The sequence below is a fragment of the Rathayibacter sp. VKM Ac-2927 genome (genome assembly GCF_022815525.1).
Taxonomy (GTDB): Bacteria; Actinomycetota; Actinomycetes; order Actinomycetales; family Microbacteriaceae; genus Rathayibacter; species Rathayibacter festucae.
The window spans coordinates 261,631-276,974 of sequence record NZ_JALGRT010000004.1; the positions used below are offsets into that span (position 1 = coordinate 261,631).

Sequence of the window (15,344 nt, forward strand, 5' to 3'; positions counted from 1 at the left end):
CGCTCGGGCCGGCCTCGGAGCGGAATGGGCTGACCTCGAAGTCGCCCTCGACGCCCGCGCTCCCGGCCCGCTTCCTGCGGACAGCGCCGCTCTCGACGTTCTGGACGCGTACACGCTCGGGCTCAGCTGGAGAAAGCCTTCGCCGACCTCTTTGACCCGGAACTCGAAGGCGATGCCCTCGAGACACAGATCGATGTCTGGGTCGCCACCCACCTCGACGCCACTGGGCGTCTGCGGGCAATGGGCGCTCGACGCCGCTCGAGCACCATCGACGCCGTCTACGTCACGCTCCCCACCGGCGACACCCGCCAACTCGAAGCGGGCCTCGCCTCCCTCATCCTCAAGGGCGTCGTGGAGGGGTGGGCGACCAACAAGCTCCGAGCACCCCTCGTGCTCACCATCTCCGAGCCCGGCGACAAGATCTACGTCGCGGACGAACGCTCGCTCCGGACCATCGGCATCGACATCGACACGGGAACGCTCCTCCCCGACGCGCTCCTCGTCGACACGGAAGCCGAACCCCTCCAGTTCTGGATCATCGAAGCGGTCGCCACAGATGGTCCCATCGACGAATCCCGCAAGCAGCTGCTCCTGGACTGGGCCGCCCAGCAGGGCATCCCGACTGAGCAGTGCCTCTTCCTCACCGCGTTCGAGTCCAGGCACAGCCCGGCCGCCCGCCGCCGGCTGAAGGACCTCGCCAACGACACCTACGCCTGGTTCCTCGACGACCCCGACAGCGAACTGGTGTGGCGCTCCATCGAACCGCCCGCCACCCCTGCGCGCCTCGCCACCGTCACTCCGATCTCCCGCCCACCGGTCTAAGACCGGGCCCGAACCGCAAGACCGTCGACAGGGGGACGCACATGAGGGCTCGAGTAACAGCCGACACCATCGGATACGTGTTCCGCACCGACTGCCCAGACGAGAACTGGGCGTACATCGGACAGAGCACGCGCCTGGATCCCGAGACCATGCGCACCTACTTCGGCAGCGGATTCAACTTTCAGCAGGCCACCGCAGAGCGAGGAACCGCCGGCTTACAGAAGACCATCCTCGCCACCGCCCGAACACCACTGGAGCTGCATTACCTCGAGATGCTGCACATCGCGCGTGCCCGCGCGAAGGGCGCGACGCTGCTGAACGGTGACCTCGGCGGCCCGCGACCTTTTCCCGTCCTCCAACGCCACCTACGTCAGCAGCTCCCGGAATCGATTACGGCCCGGATCGATCCGAAGCGGTTCTACAAGCTCCTCAAACGCAACCGCTCGCTCGTCGAACAGGCCATCCTGGACGCCTCAGATGTCCCGACCGACGACTTCTACGCCGGCATGGAGCGCGACCTCATGGCCCTGGAAGACCTCTCCCACGCCTGCCCCAAGTGCGCCTCCCCTGTCGGTGCGGTGTGCCGAACCAACGTCGGTTCTCCCGGGAAGCCGCACAACCCGTCGCGGAATCATCGAGCGCGCCCTCGAGCAGGGAGCTGAGCGCTGTTTGTTACTGATTCAGCTTTTTCCAGCAGGAATTGATTAAAGCCCCGCCGAGTCGGCCAAACTGAAGCTCTGCCGGCGCTGCTAGTGCGGGGTAAATTTCGAGGCGTGGCAGGCGGTAGTGACGCGTCGAGCTCGACGCACCGGGCGGCCTACTGTCACCAGCCAGTGAACACGAGGCGGGGACCACACGTCCGTCGGCCTCCAGTCACACCGGCCGAGCTCACTCCGCTGAGATTGTCCGAAGTGGTCCAGACCCTCTGCCGGAGCAGAACTCAGTCGTCGCCCTCGAGCGACATCAACTCCGGATGCTGAACCAGCGCATCCTCGCCATGGGTCATCCTCACCGTGAGCACCGCCGCGGCCGGCACATCGACGCCGCGGAGCATCAGCGACTCGGCCGAATCGAACTGGGTGACAAGAGTCCAGGAGTCGACCTCCGGATAGACCGCAGTCATGGCGCTGTAGTGGAAGCTGAGCCAGCGGCCACCGCTCACCTGGCAGACGAGCCGCTGATTCGACACGAGCAGACGGACCTGCTGACGATCCCGCCACTGGGCCTGCGCCTGAGCATGCGCGACCGAGGCGTTGACCGTGTTGCTGACGGCGTTGGCGAAGAGGCCCGCGGCGACGAAAGCCGGTCGCCCCACGTAGAAGCCCGACGTGCGGGTGTAGGAGACGTCCCGGCCGTAGTACCGGAAGTAGTCGGCCCGGGTGTCCAGGAAGAAGACCTCGCCCGGTCCGGGGACGACGTCCCACACTCGGATCTCTGCGGGCAGCTGCCGCGCCAGCAGCAGCGCGCGCAGATCGACGGCCGCGCGCCGCCCGCGGTCCGACGCTTCACGCTGCTCGATCGTCGCCCGCTCCGTCGCGGTGAAGCGCCCCTTCGCCCGCCGCGCGCGCCCGTGGACGATGACGGCCTGGACGATCGCCACGATCACAGCGGCGACCGGCACGAGGAACGCAGCAGCCAGCAGGGCGAGCTGCAGAAGCAAGGACTGCAGGTCCCCCTCGGCGGCCGAGAGCGATACGAGATACTGAGACCAGCCGAAGCCGACGAACGCCACGGGTGCTGACACCAGCGGAACGATCCACCGCAGGTGCGACCGCTTCCGGTACGGCCGCCCACCGAGCTGCTCCGCGACCATTCCGCTGCCCAGCCGATCCGCACTCATCTGGCCAGTTTGCCGCGAATCCCTGATCCCGAGACGGGGCGTCGCTCGATCGAGGCGCACACTGCATCAGTCGCGCGAACCCCACGGAATCCGCCCCTCGCCCCACCCCCACTAGAAGGACCCCACATCATGAGCATGGAAGGCGTCGCCTGGAGCTCTCTCTACCGGATCTCCTCCGCCCAGAGCGGCAAGCACGGCATCTCCCGCGAGTCCGTGCGCCGCATCATGACCTTCGCTGTCCCCTACCGCGCCCGCCTCCTCCTCTTCATCGGCCTCAGCGTCGTCGGGGCGTTCCTCGCCGTCGCGACGCCGGTGCTCGCCGGACGGGTGGTCGACACGATCGTCGCCCGCGGTGCCGTGGGCACGATCGTGCAGCTCGCCGTGATCATCGCCGTCGTGGCCGTGGCCGACGCCGGCGTCTCGCTCGTCACGCGCTGGTACTCGGCGCGGATCGGCGAGGGTGTCATCCTCGACCTCCGCACCGCCGTGTTCAACCATGTGCAGAAGATGCCGATCGCGTTCTTCACCCGCACCCGCACCGGCGCCCTCGTCAGCCGGCTCAACAACGACGTGATCGGCGCGCAGCAGGCCTTCAGCGGCACGCTCTCCGGCGTGGTCACGAACGTCGTGGCGCTGGTCCTCACCCTGATCGTCATGCTCAGCACGTCCTGGCTGGTCACGGTCCTCGCGGTGATCATGCTGCCGATCTTCCTCATCCCCGCGCGCCGGATGGGCAGCCGCCTCGCCGCCCTCCGCCGGGAGGCCGCCGACCACAACTCCGCGATGAGCACGCAGATGACCGAGCGCTTCTCGGCGCCCGGCGCCACCCTGGTCAAGCTGTTCGGCCGGCCCGACGAGGAGGCCGAGGAGTTCCGCGTCCGCGCCGCCCGCGTCCGCGACATCGGGGTCCGGACGGCGATGCTGCAGCTCGTCTTCGTCACCGCGCTGACGCTCGTCTCCGCGCTCGCCCTCGCGCTCGTCTACGGGCTCGGCGGCGTCCTCGCGCTCGGCGGGCAGCTCGACACCGGCGCGGTGGTCACCCTGGCCCTCCTGCTCACCCGCCTCTACGCGCCGCTGACCAGCCTCGCGAACGCGCGCGTCGAGATCATGAGCGCGGTCGTCAGCTTCGAGCGCGTCTTCGAGGTCCTCGACCTCCAGCCGCTCATCCAGGAGAAGCCCGACGCGGGCACGGTCCCCGAGGGTCCGGTGTCCGTCGAGTTCGACGACGTCCGCTTCGCCTACCCGTCCGCGGACAAGGTGTCCCTCGCCTCCCTCGAGGAGGTCGCCGTCCTCGACACCCGCGGCGGCGAGGAGGTGCTGCACGGCCTCTCCTTCCGGATCGAGCCGGGGCAGACCGTCGCGCTCGTCGGCACGTCCGGGGCCGGCAAGTCGACGATCGCGCAGCTGCTCTCGCGCCTCTACGACGTCGACAGCGGCGCGGTGCGTCTGGCCGGCACCGACGTCCGCGACGTCACCTTCGCCTCGATGCGGCACACCCTGGGCATGGTGACCCAGGACGGCCACCTCTTCCACGAGACGATCCTGTCCAACCTGCGCCTCGCCCGGCCGGAGTCGACCGACGACGAGGTGTGGGACGCCCTCCGCCGCGCGCGACTCGAGCCGCTCATCCGCTCGCTACCCGACCAGCTGGACACCCTGGTCGGCGAGCGCGGCTACCGACTGTCCGGCGGCGAGCGCCAGCGGCTGACCATCGCGCGGCTCCTGCTCGCCCAGCCCCGCGTCGTCATCCTCGACGAGGCGACGGCGGCGCTCGACTCCACCTCGGAGGCCGCGGTGCAGGCGGCGCTCAGCGAGGCGCTCGAGGGCCGGACCGCGATGGTGATCGCCCACCGCCTCTCCACCATCCGCAGCGCCGACCTGATCCTCGTGATCGAGGACGGCACGATCGTCGAGCGCGGCACGCACGAAGAGCTGCTCGCCGCGGCCGGCCGCTACGAGGAGCTGCACCGCACGCAGTTCGCGGTGCAGAAGGACGTGGCGGCGGAGGAGGAGGCGCTCAGCGGGTCCTGAGCGCGACCGAAGTCGCTGGGGTGGGCGGGTCTCGATACGCCCCTGCGGGACTGCTCGACCAGCAGGTGTGCGGGCGTCTCCAGCAGAGGAGACCCACCGTCGTCCGTGGGGCTGGTCTGCACACTCGCTTTCAGCAGGGACCGCGACGGACGCACGAGGAGCCCTGCTTCAGCGGCTCTCGGCTCGACCCCGCCCCGGCTCCTCCCCGCCTCCGGGCGGCCACTGCCCTATCGTTACCGCTAACACGGGATCAGGCGGCGGGGGACGAGCATGGCCGACAGGCAGCAGCGCGCGGCGACCATCTACGACGTCGCCCGGGCGGCGGGGGTCTCGCATCAGACGGTGTCGCGGTTCCTGACGGGGACCGGCGGCATCCGTCCGGCGAACCGGGTCCGGGTCGAGGAGGCGCTGCGGACGCTGAACTACCGGACCAACGCCACCGCTCGCTCGCTCGCCACCCGGCGCACGCACCGCCTCGGGGCACTGGTGCACGAGCTGTCCGGGACCGGTCCGGGCAAGACGATGCAGGGGGCGAGCGACGCCGCCCGCCGGGCCGGCTACTCGCTCGACATCATCAGCCTCGACACCTCGGACGACGTCGAGCTCGCCGACGCTTTGGACGCGCTCGGCAGCCGGGACCTGGAGGGCATCCTCGCCACGGCGCCCACCGACGAGGTCGATGCGGCGCTGCGCACGCTCGATCTCCCGATCCCGATCCACATCGATCGCGGCGGCGAGCGGACGGACGGCTCGTCGGTGGTCGGCACGCGGCTCGCCGTCTCGCACCTGCTGGAACTCGGCCACCAGTGCATCGCGCACCTCGCCGGCCCCGAGCGCTGGATCTCCGCGCAGGACCGCGCGCGCACCTACCAGCAGTGCATGGCCGAGGCGGCGCTGCCCACCCGTCCGCTCGTGCACGGCGACTGGTCCTCCCGCTCCGGCTACGCGGCGGCTCCGCAGCTCTTCGCGGAGGCCGGCGTCACGGCGGTCGTCGCCGCGAACGACCGGATGGCGCTCGGGCTGCTGCTCTGGCTGCACGACAACGGCCGGCGGATCCCCGAGGACGTCAGCGTCGTCGGCTTCGACGACATCGCCGAGGCGGAGTTCTTCCACCCACCGCTGACGACCGTCCGCCAGGACTTCACGGCGATGGGCCGCGCCTCCGCGCTGGCGCTGATCGCCCTGGTCGAGGAGTCCGACCGGGCGGGCGCCGTCGACTACCCGGCGCCGGAGCTCGTCGTGCGCGCGTCGACCGCCCCTCCCGCCTGAGGAATCCGCGAGCCCGCGGAACCACGACCGCGGACTCTTCGATCCCCGAATCGTGACCGGTAACGAATCACCCTTGCGGTGACGAAGACGGCGCTCTACGGTGATCCTGTCGCACAGTTCGTTACCGGTAACGAAACCCGGATCCACGACGCGACGCGCCTTCTGCAGAGCAGCAGAGGATTCACGCAGGGATGAAGACACCGATGAGAACGACGAAGTTCCACAGGCCGCTCGCGGCCGTGACCGCCCTCGCCGCCGCCGCCCTCCTCGCGGGGTGCACCGGCGCGACCAGCCCGGCCGCGACCGGCGACGCCGACGGCCCCGTCACCCTCGAGTACTGGTCGTGGGCCCCCAACATCGAGAAGATCGTCGACGTCTGGAACCAGGCGAACCCCGACATCCAGGTGGAGGTCAACACCTCGACCGGTGGCGCGGAGATCGTCGCGAAGCTCAGCGCGGCGAAGCAGGCCGGCACCCTGCCGGACCTCTCGAACACCACCTACGAGAACCTGCCGAACCTGATCACGAGCGAGATCGCCTCCGACGTCACCGCGATCATGGGCGACCGGGAGGCGGAGACGGCCGGCCCCGCCTGGGAGCTGACGACGTTCGACGACGTGAACTACGCCGTCCCGCAGGGCACCGCGCCGATGTTCCTCTACTACCGCACCGACATCTTCGAGGCCAACGGCCTGGCCGTCCCGACCACCTGGGACGAGTACGCCGACGCCGCCCGCGCCCTGCACGCCGCGGACCCGACGAAGTACCTCGCCACCTTCCCCGCGAACGACGCGCAGCTGTTCGCCGGGCTCAGCCAGCAGGCCGGCGCCGAGTGGTGGAGCCAGGAGGACGGCACCTGGACGGTCGCGATCGACGACCCCGCCTCGCAGAAGGTCGCCGACTACTGGCAGGGCCTGGTCGACGACGGCAGCCTCGCGACCTTCAAGACCTTCACCCCCGAGTGGCAGGCCGCGCTCGCCGACGGCACGCTGGCCAGCTGGCTCGGCGCGGTCTGGACTCCCCCGCTGCTGCAGAACAACGCTCCCGACACGATCGGCAAGTGGGCCGCGGTGCCGATCCCGCAGTGGACTCCGTCCGACCCGAGCTCCGGAGTCCTCGGCGGCAGCGGCACGATCGTGACCACCGGCTCCGACCACCCGGAGCAGGCGCGCGAGTTCGCGCTCTGGCTGAACACCTCGACCGAGGCCCTCGAGGCGTACATCGAGTACGCCAGCATCTGGCCCGCCGCGCTCTCCGGCCGCGAGCTGCCCGAGCTGCAGCAGGCCCCGGCGCTGCTGCCCGAGCAGACCGACTTCTACGCCACCGCCGACGAGATCGACCAGATCACGGCCTCGGTGACCTGGGGGCCGAACGTCTCGGTCGCCTACGACGCCTTCAACAACGCCTTCAGCGCCGCCGTCAACGAGAAGGGCAGCTTCGCGGAGGCTCTCGCGAGCGTGCAGGAGGCGACCGTCGCGGACCTCGAGAAGTCCGGCTACGACGTCGCCGGGCAGTGAGGCTCCCGTGACGGCCATCGCCGCGCCCCGGACCGGGCGCCCCTCGACCCTCGCCCCGCGCGCGGCGCCCTGGTTCTTCGTCGCCCCCGCGGTCCTGCTCGCCGTCGCACTCCTCGCCCTCCCGCTGCTCTACACGGTCTGGCTCAGCTTCCGCGGCAATACCGTCAGCGGCAGCGGGCTGGGCGTGAAGAAGGAGACGTTCGTCGGCTTCGACAACTACGCGCGGACCCTGTCCGACCCCGCGCTCTGGGCCGGCTTCGGCCGGATGCTGACCTACGCGCTGCTCTCGGTGCCGGTCACGATGATCCTCGCGCTGGTGTTCGCGCTCCTGCTCGACAACCTCTCCACCCGCTTCGGCCGGTTCTCGCGGATCGCGATCTTCGTGCCCTACGCGGTGCCGGGCGTGATCGCCGCGCTGATGTGGGGGTTCCTCTACCTCCCGGGCGTCAGCCCCTTCGTCGACGCGGCGACCGCTCTGGGGCTGCCCGCTCCGGTCTTCCTCGGACCGGACTCGGTGTTCCTCTCGGTCGCGAACATCGCGATCTGGGGCTCGGTCGGCTTCAACATGGTGATCCTCTACACCTCGCTGCGCGGTCTGCCGTCCGAGATCTACGACGCCGCCCGCATCGACGGCTGCTCCGAGCGCCAGCTCGCGCTGCGCATCAAGCTGCCGCTGATCGTGCCGGGAGTGATCATGACCGGGCTCTTCTCCGTCATCGGCGCACTGCAGGTCTTCTCGGAGCCGAACACGCTCGTGACGCTCACCACGGTGATCGGCTCGGACTGGGTGCCGATGATGCTGATCTACCGCGACGCCTTCGTGACCAACGACCTGTTCTCGGCGTCGGCGACCTCGGTCGTGGTCACCCTCCTCACCCTCATCGCCTCGCTCGGCCTGCTGCGGTTCCTGCAGTCGCGCGCCTTCGGAGAAGACTGATCATGACCGACACCCTCACCAAGCTCCCGCCCGTCCTCGAGGATCCGCGCCGGGCCGCGCAGTCGGTCCGCTCCCGCCGCCGCGGCCCCACGGTCACCCGGCCGCGGGCGGCGTTCTGGCCGACCGCTGTCCTGCTCGTCGGGGCCGTCTACTGCCTCCTGCCCGTCTTCTGGCTCTTCACGGCCGCGACGAAGCGCTCGGGCGAGCTGTTCACCACCTTCTCGCTCTGGCCGAGCTTCACCGGCGGGTTCCAGGAGAACTTCGCCCTGCTGCTCGGGGTCGGCAACGGCGCGTTCTGGTCCTGGTGCCTGAACAGCCTGATCTTCGCCGGCGGCGGCGGACTGCTCGGCACCGCGGTCTCCGCTCTCGCCGGCTACGGCCTCGCGAAGTACTCCTTCCGCGGGAAGAAGCTCGTCTTCAACTTCCTGCTGATCGGAGTGCTCATCCCCGGGGTGATCCTCGCGATCCCGCAGTACCTGCTGCTCTCCTCCGTGGGGATCGCCGGCACCTACTGGTCGGTGCTGCTGCCGTGCATGATCAGCCCGTTCAGCATCTACCTCTGCCGCATCTACGCCACCGCGGTCGTGCCCACCGAGATGCTCGAGGCCGGCCGGATCGACGGGGCGAGCGAGTGGCGGATCTTCTCGCGGATCGCCGTGTACCCGATGGTGCCCGGGCTGATCACCGTGTTCCTGCTGCACTTCGTCGGCATCTGGAACAACTTCCTGCTCCCCTTCATCATGCTCTCGCGCACCGACATGTTCCCGTTGACGGTCGGCTTCTACTCGCTGATGAACCAGGGCAACGACCAGCCCAACACCTACAACGTCGTGATCATGGGCTGCCTCGTCTCGACCATCCCGCTGATCGCGCTCTTCCTCTTCCTGCAGCGCTACTGGCGCCTCGACCTCGTCAGCGGATCGCTCAAGGGCTGACCGCCCGGTTCCGCCGACCGCCCTGACCGCCCGGTTCCGCCGACCGCCCTGTCCGACCGCTTCTCCGCGCCGACCACCTCTCTCACACCGAAGGATCGACATGACCACCACCGAGACCGCCACCGCTCCGACCGCGACCGGCAGCACCCTCCCCGACGGCGGCTGGCCCGTCATGCTCACCCCGTTCCGCGAGGACCGCTCGCTCGACTTCGAGCAGGTCGACGCCCTCACGGACTGGCTGATCGACAACGGCGCCGCCGGCATCTTCACCGTCGCGCTCTCCAGTGAGATGTACGACCTCACCGAGGAGGAGCGCCTCGCCCTCGCGACGCGGGTCGTCGCCCGCTCCGCCGGTCGCGTCCCGGTGGTCGCCTCCTCCGTCTCCTCGGGCACCGCGGAGGAGCAGGCCGCGTCCGCCGCCGCGATGGCCGCGACCGGGGTCGACGCGGTCGTGCTGATCTCCTCGCTGGTCGGCGGGCTCACCACCACCGAGGAGGAGTGGCGCGCGACGGTGCAGCACATCCTCGACACCGTGCCGGGGGTCGACTTCGGGATCTACGAGTGCCCGGTGCCGTTCAAGCGCCTGCCCTCGACCGAGAACGTCGCCTGGATGGCCGGGACCGGCCGCTTCGTCTTCTACAAGGACACCTCGCACTCGCTCGAGACCATGCAGGAGCGCCTCGCCGCGATCGCGGGCACCCGGCTGAAGCTCTACAACGCGCAGATCTCCTCCCTCACGGACTCGCTCCGCGCGGGTGCCGCGGGCCTCAGCGGCTACGCCGCGAACATCTACCCGGAGCACGTGGCCTGGCTCTGCGAGCACTACGACGACGAGCCCGCCGAGACGGCCGTCGCCGTGCAGCGCCTGCTGACGGTCGCCGAGCACACGATCAACTCCCGCTACCCGACCTCGGCGAAGTACTACCTCCGGCACAGCTCGCGTCTGGCGATCGAACCGATCAGCCGCTGGAAGCCCGAGGGCATCGGCGCGCACGAGGGCGCACCGCTGCTCGAGCTCGCCGCCTACATCCGCGACCTGCGCCTGCCCGGGGCGGCGCGGGTCGACGGCGCCCGCTAGATGCTCGTCGGGGCGTACCCGTCGCTGCCGGAGCACGCGCGTCGCGACGCGGCGGCCTTCGATGCCTTCCACGAGCGGATCGCACTCGTCACCGGATGCGCGGGGTTCGAGATCCCGTTCGGCAGCGCCTTCGTGCCCGACGAGGCGGAGCTGCTGCGGCTGCTGCGCCGCGGGGGGACGCACGTGCTCACCCTGCTGCCGGCGGTGCTCGAGCGCGGGGTCGGGCTGGCGGATCCGGTCGAGGAGCGCCGGGCGGCCGCGGTCGCCCTCGTGCGGCGGGCCGTCGCTGCCGCAGTATCGGTGAACGAGAGCGAGCGTCGCGCGGTCGTCGACGCGGTGCTGCTCCACTCGGCGCCGCGGGTGACGCGTGCGACGGCGGACGCCGCCCGAGCGGCGTTCTCGCGGAGTCTCGCCGAGATCGCCGGCTGGGACGCGCACGGCGTGCGGTTCGTGATCGAGCACTGCGACTCCTTCGAGGGGCCCGGCCCGGCGAAGGGCTTCCTCGACCTTCCGACCGAACTCGACCTCGCCTCCCGCCACGGCTTCGGCACCGCGATCAACTGGGGCCGCTCCTACCTCGAGACCCGCCGCCTCGACGGCCCGCTCGAGCACGCGCGCGCCGCGGGCGACGTCGGCACCCTGGCGATGCTCGGCGTCTCGGGAGTCAGCGACACGGCCACGCCACTCGGCCCCGCGTTCAGCGACAGCCACGCCCCCGTCCGCACCGACGACACCGTCCCGAGCCTGCTCGATCCCGACACCCTGCAGCGCTTCCTCGGGGTGGATCCCGGAGCTCGTGTCTTCACCAAAGTCGCGGGTGGACCGCACGCACTGGCCGCCTCCGCCCACGCCGCCCGCCGGCCCTTCCTGCCGGCCGAGCAGCCCCGCAGGCTCCCCCTGCCGACCGAGCAGCCCCGCAGGCTTCCCCTGCCGGCCGACCAGCCCCGCAGGCCCCACATGCTGGTCGAGTAGCCCCGCAGGGGCGTATCGAGACCCGCCGCCCCCAGCATTTCCGGCCTGACGACACGACGCCGACCACATCACCGCTCTCTGGAGACACGCCATGACCCACCACCCCGCCGACACCCGCTACGACCGGATGACCTACCACCGCACCGGCCGCAGCGGCCTGAAGCTGCCCGCCCTCTCGCTGGGCCTGTGGCACAACTTCGGCGAGACGAAGCCGATCGAGACCCAGCGCGCGATCGTCCGCCGAGCCTTCGACCTCGGGATCACCCACTTCGACCTCGCCAACAACTACGGCCCGCCCTACGGCTCCGCCGAGACGGCGTTCGGCCGGATCCTCGCGGAGGACCTGCGCCCGTACCGCGACGAGCTGGTCCTCTCCACGAAGGCCGGCTACGACATGTGGCCCGGCCCCTACGGCGATCACGGCTCGCGCAAGTACCTGCTCTCCTCGCTCGACCAGAGCCTCGGCCGGCTCGGCGTCGAGTACGTCGACGTCTTCTACTCGCACCGCCCCGACTCCGAGACCCCGATCGAGGAGACCATGGGCGCGCTCGCGACTGCGATCCAGCAGGGCAAGGCCCTCTACGCGGGCGTCTCCAACTACTCGCCCGAGCAGACGATCGCCGCCCGCGACGCGCTCGCCGCGCACGGGGTGCCGCTGCTGATCCACCAGCCCCGCTACTCGATGCTCGACCGCCGCCCCGAGGAGTCGGGCCTGCTCGACCTCGTGGAGCGGGAGGGCATCGGCGCCATCGTCTTCTCCCCGCTGGAGCAGGGCCTGCTCACCGACCGCTACCTCTCCGGCGAGATCCCGCCGGACTCGCGCGCCGCGGTCGGGCACTTCCTCAAGCCCGGGGCCCTCCAGGGCGACTACCGGCGGCTGATCCAGGGCCTGAAGGAGATCGCGGACGGGCGCGGCCAGAGCATCGCGCAGCTCGCGCTGAACTGGGTGCTGCGCTCCTCCGCTGTCACCTCAGCGATCATCGGCGCCTCGAGCGTGCAGCAGCTGGAGCAGAACGTGGCGGCCCTCGACGCACCGCCCCTCTCGGCGACCGAACTCGGGGCGATCGAGGATCTGCTCCCGCACTGACACCGTGCCGACCGGCGAGCTCGGATGCATCCACACGTCGGTTCCCGGCCCCGCGAGTCGAGGGCGTCCTGAGGGACGAGGCGCCACGCGGCATCGGACATCGACGTCCGCTAGCCGATGATCCTGTCCAGGGTCGCGGCGGGAAGATCGAGCCGGTTCAGCAGGCGGAGGACGACGAAGACGCTGGGGTTGTCCTGGTCGCCGCGCTCGATGCGGCGCAGAGTCGCGGTTCCGACGCCTGCGTCGCGCGCGAGGTCCTCCTGGCGGAGCCCCCGCTCCAGCCGGGCTCGGCGCAGGTGCGCTCCGAGCCGGCGTGCGGAGTCGGTGGTGGGGTGGAGAGGTCGAGGCATCGGCGATCGGCCCTTCGGTGCTCAGTCGGACGGGATCGGGGTGCCGCGCCGGCCGTAGGCGCCGGCGGCGAGGAACGCGGCGGCCAGCAGTGCGGCGACGAGCCAGAAGGCGTTGAGGAGCCCGAACGACTCCGAGAGGCCGCCGATGACGGGCGGGCCGGCGAGGTTCGCGAGGTAGCCGACGGAGGCGACGATGCTGACGCGGGCGGCCGGGTTCGGACCGCTGTCGGCGGCGGCGGACATGCCCAGGGGGAAGCCCATCGAGACGCCGACCGCCCAGAGCACCGTCCCGAGGAGGATCAGCCAGGTGGGCCCGCCGAGGATGAACAGCACGAGCCCCAGCACCCCGACGGCGGCCGTGATCCGGATGGTGGCGACGCGGCCGATGCGGTCGACGACCGGGCCGCCGACGACGCGAGCGATCGTCTCACCCAGGGCGAAGACCGTGAAGAAGAGCGCGGCGACCGTCTCCGTCTGTCCGTGGCCGTCCCGGGCCGAGAGCGACAGCCAGCTGTTCGCGGTCCCCTCCCCCAGCTCGGCGCCGAACATGACCACGCCGATGAGCAGAAGCCGCCAGTCGGCCAGGACCCGCAGCCGCTGACGCCAGCCACTCGAGGCCGGGGCTCCCGCGGCGCTCGCCTCGACGGCCTGCGCCGCCGGAAGGTAGCGGACCGCGATCAGGCCGGCGATCGCGATCAGCACCGCCTCGGCGCAGAACTGCCACTCGAAGCGGATCCCGGCCGCCGATGCGCCGGCGCCGATCACGGAGCCGAGGATCGCGCCCGCCGACCAGGCCGCGTGCAGCAGCGGCATCAGCGTCTTCTGCACGGCGGCCTCGACCGCCGCACCCTCGACGTTGATCATCACGTCGAGCGAGCCGACCCCCAGGCCGACCGCGACGAACCCGACGATCGTGATGCCGAGGGAGCCGGCGACTCCGGCTCCGAGACCGACGACGGCCACGCCGGCAGCGGTCGTCAGGAGGGCGCCGAGGATCGCGCGCCGGGCACCGAGCTTCGACAGCAGCAGCGCCGCGACGCCCAGGCCGGCGATCGAGCCGACGGTCACGCCTGCCAGGGCGAGGCCGATCACGGCGTCCCCGATCCCCAGGGAATCGCGGATGCTCGGGAGTCGCGGACCCCAGGTGGAGACCGTGACGCCCCCGAGGGCGAACATCACCATGACGGCGTTCCGCCACGCGGCGGTCGAGTGGCGAGAGGGGGCGAGGGCGGTGCCGTGAACGTTCACAGGCCAGACGCTAGCAGAGGTCGGCGCAGAACCGTGAACGTTCCGATTTCCGTAGAGAAAGAGAGCCCGGGCGAGCGCATCGGTGCGCCGACCCGTGCAGTCGCGGTCAGGCGGAGTCGCGCAGGAGGAGTGTGAGCCCGACGACGGACTCCCCCACCGGCCCCGTTCCGCCGTCGGAGAAGGCCCGCTCGAGCAGCGTGACGGCCGCCTCCGCGAGCCGAGCCTTGTCGATCGCCAGGGTCGTCAGCTCGGGCGTGACGAGTCGGCCGATGTCGAGGCCGTCCACGCCGATCACCGCCACCTCTTCGGGCACGCGGCGCCCGGCCCTCGCCAGCGACTTGAGCACGCCCAGCGCCATGATGTCGTTGTAGACGAGGACCGCGTCGAGCTCCGGGCACTGCTCCAGCAGCTCGCCGGCCCCGCGCATCCCGCCCTCCATGCTCTCCTCCGCGACGAGTGCCGGCAGGTCCCGCCAGGACAGGTCGTGCTCCTCGAGACCTGCGCGGAAGACGTCGCGGCGGACGTCGGTCCCCACCTCCGAACCGAGGAACGCGATCCGGCGCCGGCCCTGCGCGACGAGACGATCGACGGCCGCCCGGACCCCCTGCTCGACCTCGAGCACGACCCGCCCGTTCAAGCGCTCGTCGGCGGGCCCGTCGATCATCACCAGCGGCAGTCGCCGCTGCCCGCCCCGCAGCACGTCCTCGGGCAGCAGCGACAGGGTGTCCGTGCGGCAGCCTGTGAGCACCAGCGCGTCGACGCCCGAGACGATCGTCGCGAGCTGCCCGCGCGCCTTCCCCCGGTCCGTGCCGACGTCGCAGAGCAGCACGCCCCAGTCCCGATCGGCCGCGACCCGGTTCACCGCCGCGGCGAGTTCCGCGAAGTACGGGTTGCTCAGGTCCTCGAGCACGAGCCCGATGATCGTGCGGCGCCCGCGGACCATGCTCTGCGCCGCCCGGTTCGGACGGTAGTTCAGCTCCCGCGCCGCCGCGATCACACGCGCCTTCGTCGTCGCCCGGACATCCGCCATGTCGTTGAGAGCACGGCTGACCGTCTGCCGCGACACGCCTGCGACCCGCGCCACGTCGATGATCGTCGCCGGAGCAGGAGGAACGGACATGGCACGAGGGTACGCGCTGGGCGCGCCCCCTCTCAGGGCCGTCGGAGTCCCCGCTGCGACTCACGGCCGTCCGGCCCGGGGCGGACGTCCGGTGTCGAGACTTCACGCGCCCGTGACGCGGGGACCGTCCGCTCTGCG

General features: G+C 70.9%; 14 protein-coding genes. 10 read left to right on the forward strand and 4 right to left on the reverse strand.

Features of this window, described 5'->3' with window-relative positions; genetic code table 11:
* The first annotated feature begins 240 nt into the window (after nucleotides 1-240).
* Nucleotides 241-822, forward strand: a complete 582-nt coding sequence (locus tag MT353_RS13945) for a BsuBI/PstI family type II restriction endonuclease (RefSeq protein WP_243624867.1) — start codon at nucleotides 241-243, stop codon at nucleotides 820-822.
* A gap of 77 nt (nucleotides 823-899) precedes the next feature.
* Nucleotides 900-1,484 (forward strand): hypothetical protein, encoded by a 585-nt coding sequence (locus MT353_RS13950; RefSeq protein WP_243624868.1) that lies wholly within the window; start codon nucleotides 900-902, stop codon nucleotides 1,482-1,484.
* 278 nt (nucleotides 1,485-1,762) lie between these two features.
* Here the strand turns inward: MT353_RS13950 and MT353_RS13955 are convergent, their stop codons facing one another.
* The gene (locus tag MT353_RS13955; protein WP_243624869.1) at nucleotides 1,763-2,662 is read right to left on the reverse strand and encodes a hypothetical protein; all 900 of its coding nucleotides are present in this window, start codon (nucleotides 2,660-2,662) and stop codon (nucleotides 1,763-1,765) included.
* Between the two features lie 129 nt (nucleotides 2,663-2,791).
* On the opposite strand from MT353_RS13955, the gene MT353_RS13960 reads away from it, so the two are divergent.
* From MT353_RS13960 to MT353_RS13995, 8 genes are all read left to right on the forward strand, one after another.
* Nucleotides 2,792-4,693, forward strand: coding sequence for an ABC transporter ATP-binding protein (locus MT353_RS13960; protein WP_243624870.1), 1,902 nt, complete (start codon nucleotides 2,792-2,794; stop codon nucleotides 4,691-4,693).
* Between the two features lie 270 nt (nucleotides 4,694-4,963).
* Nucleotides 4,964-5,962: a LacI family DNA-binding transcriptional regulator gene (locus tag MT353_RS13965; protein WP_243624871.1), complete on the forward strand. Its 999-nt coding sequence runs from the start codon at nucleotides 4,964-4,966 to the stop codon at nucleotides 5,960-5,962.
* Nucleotides 5,963-6,165: 203 nt separating this feature from the next.
* Nucleotides 6,166-7,479: an ABC transporter substrate-binding protein gene (locus tag MT353_RS13970; RefSeq protein WP_243624872.1), complete on the forward strand. Its 1,314-nt coding sequence runs from the start codon at nucleotides 6,166-6,168 to the stop codon at nucleotides 7,477-7,479.
* Between the two features lie 7 nt (nucleotides 7,480-7,486).
* Nucleotides 7,487-8,416, forward strand: a complete 930-nt coding sequence (locus MT353_RS13975) for a carbohydrate ABC transporter permease (RefSeq protein ID WP_243624873.1) — start codon at nucleotides 7,487-7,489, stop codon at nucleotides 8,414-8,416.
* A gap of 2 nt (nucleotides 8,417-8,418) precedes the next feature.
* Nucleotides 8,419-9,351 carry a carbohydrate ABC transporter permease gene (locus MT353_RS13980; RefSeq protein WP_159986384.1) on the forward strand — a complete coding sequence of 311 codons (933 nt, stop codon included), beginning with the start codon at nucleotides 8,419-8,421 and terminating at the stop codon, nucleotides 9,349-9,351.
* A 100-nt stretch (nucleotides 9,352-9,451) separates the two neighbouring features.
* Entirely contained in the window at nucleotides 9,452-10,429 is a 978-nt protein-coding gene (locus MT353_RS13985) for a dihydrodipicolinate synthase family protein (RefSeq protein ID WP_243624874.1), read from the forward strand.
* Nucleotides 10,430-11,401, forward strand: a complete 972-nt coding sequence (locus MT353_RS13990; RefSeq protein WP_243624875.1) for a DUF4862 family protein — start codon at nucleotides 10,430-10,432, stop codon at nucleotides 11,399-11,401.
* A gap of 91 nt (nucleotides 11,402-11,492) precedes the next feature.
* On the forward strand, nucleotides 11,493-12,488 hold the full coding sequence (locus MT353_RS13995; RefSeq protein WP_243624876.1) for an aldo/keto reductase: 996 nt from the start codon (nucleotides 11,493-11,495) through the stop codon (nucleotides 12,486-12,488).
* A gap of 110 nt (nucleotides 12,489-12,598) precedes the next feature.
* On the opposite strand, the gene MT353_RS14000 is transcribed toward MT353_RS13995, so the two are convergent.
* From MT353_RS14000 to MT353_RS14010, 3 genes are all read right to left on the reverse strand, one after another.
* Nucleotides 12,599-12,838 (reverse strand): helix-turn-helix domain-containing protein, encoded by a 240-nt coding sequence (locus tag MT353_RS14000; RefSeq protein WP_123736065.1) that lies wholly within the window; start codon nucleotides 12,836-12,838, stop codon nucleotides 12,599-12,601.
* 21 nt (nucleotides 12,839-12,859) lie between these two features.
* Complete coding sequence (locus MT353_RS14005) at nucleotides 12,860-14,086, reverse strand: MFS transporter (protein ID WP_243624877.1); 1,227 nt, start codon at nucleotides 14,084-14,086, stop codon at nucleotides 12,860-12,862.
* A gap of 106 nt (nucleotides 14,087-14,192) precedes the next feature.
* Nucleotides 14,193-15,206 (reverse strand): LacI family DNA-binding transcriptional regulator, encoded by a 1,014-nt coding sequence (locus tag MT353_RS14010; RefSeq protein WP_243624878.1) that lies wholly within the window; start codon nucleotides 15,204-15,206, stop codon nucleotides 14,193-14,195.
* Between the last annotated feature and the right edge of the window lie 138 nt (nucleotides 15,207-15,344).

What these genes read in the sequence shown, in the direction of transcription:
- MT353_RS13945 (WP_243624867.1), top strand. Translation starts at nt 241, where the DNA reads ATGGGCGCTCGACGCCGCTCGAGCACCATCGACGCCGTCTACGTCACG.
- MT353_RS13955 (WP_243624869.1), bottom strand. Translation starts at nt 2,662, where the DNA reads ATGAGTGCGGATCGGCTGGGCAGCGGAATGGTCGCGGAGCAGCTCGGT.
- MT353_RS13960 (WP_243624870.1), top strand. Translation starts at nt 2,792, where the DNA reads ATGAGCATGGAAGGCGTCGCCTGGAGCTCTCTCTACCGGATCTCCTCC.
- MT353_RS13965 (WP_243624871.1), top strand. Translation starts at nt 4,964, where the DNA reads ATGGCCGACAGGCAGCAGCGCGCGGCGACCATCTACGACGTCGCCCGG.
- MT353_RS13970 (WP_243624872.1), top strand. Translation starts at nt 6,166, where the DNA reads ATGAGAACGACGAAGTTCCACAGGCCGCTCGCGGCCGTGACCGCCCTC.
- MT353_RS13980 (WP_159986384.1), top strand. Translation starts at nt 8,419, where the DNA reads ATGACCGACACCCTCACCAAGCTCCCGCCCGTCCTCGAGGATCCGCGC.
- MT353_RS13985 (WP_243624874.1), top strand. Translation starts at nt 9,452, where the DNA reads ATGACCACCACCGAGACCGCCACCGCTCCGACCGCGACCGGCAGCACC.
- MT353_RS13990 (WP_243624875.1), top strand. Translation starts at nt 10,430, where the DNA reads ATGCTCGTCGGGGCGTACCCGTCGCTGCCGGAGCACGCGCGTCGCGAC.
- MT353_RS13995 (WP_243624876.1), top strand. Translation starts at nt 11,493, where the DNA reads ATGACCCACCACCCCGCCGACACCCGCTACGACCGGATGACCTACCAC.
- MT353_RS14000 (WP_123736065.1), bottom strand. Translation starts at nt 12,838, where the DNA reads ATGCCTCGACCTCTCCACCCCACCACCGACTCCGCACGCCGGCTCGGA.
- MT353_RS14010 (WP_243624878.1), bottom strand. Translation starts at nt 15,206, where the DNA reads ATGTCCGTTCCTCCTGCTCCGGCGACGATCATCGACGTGGCGCGGGTC.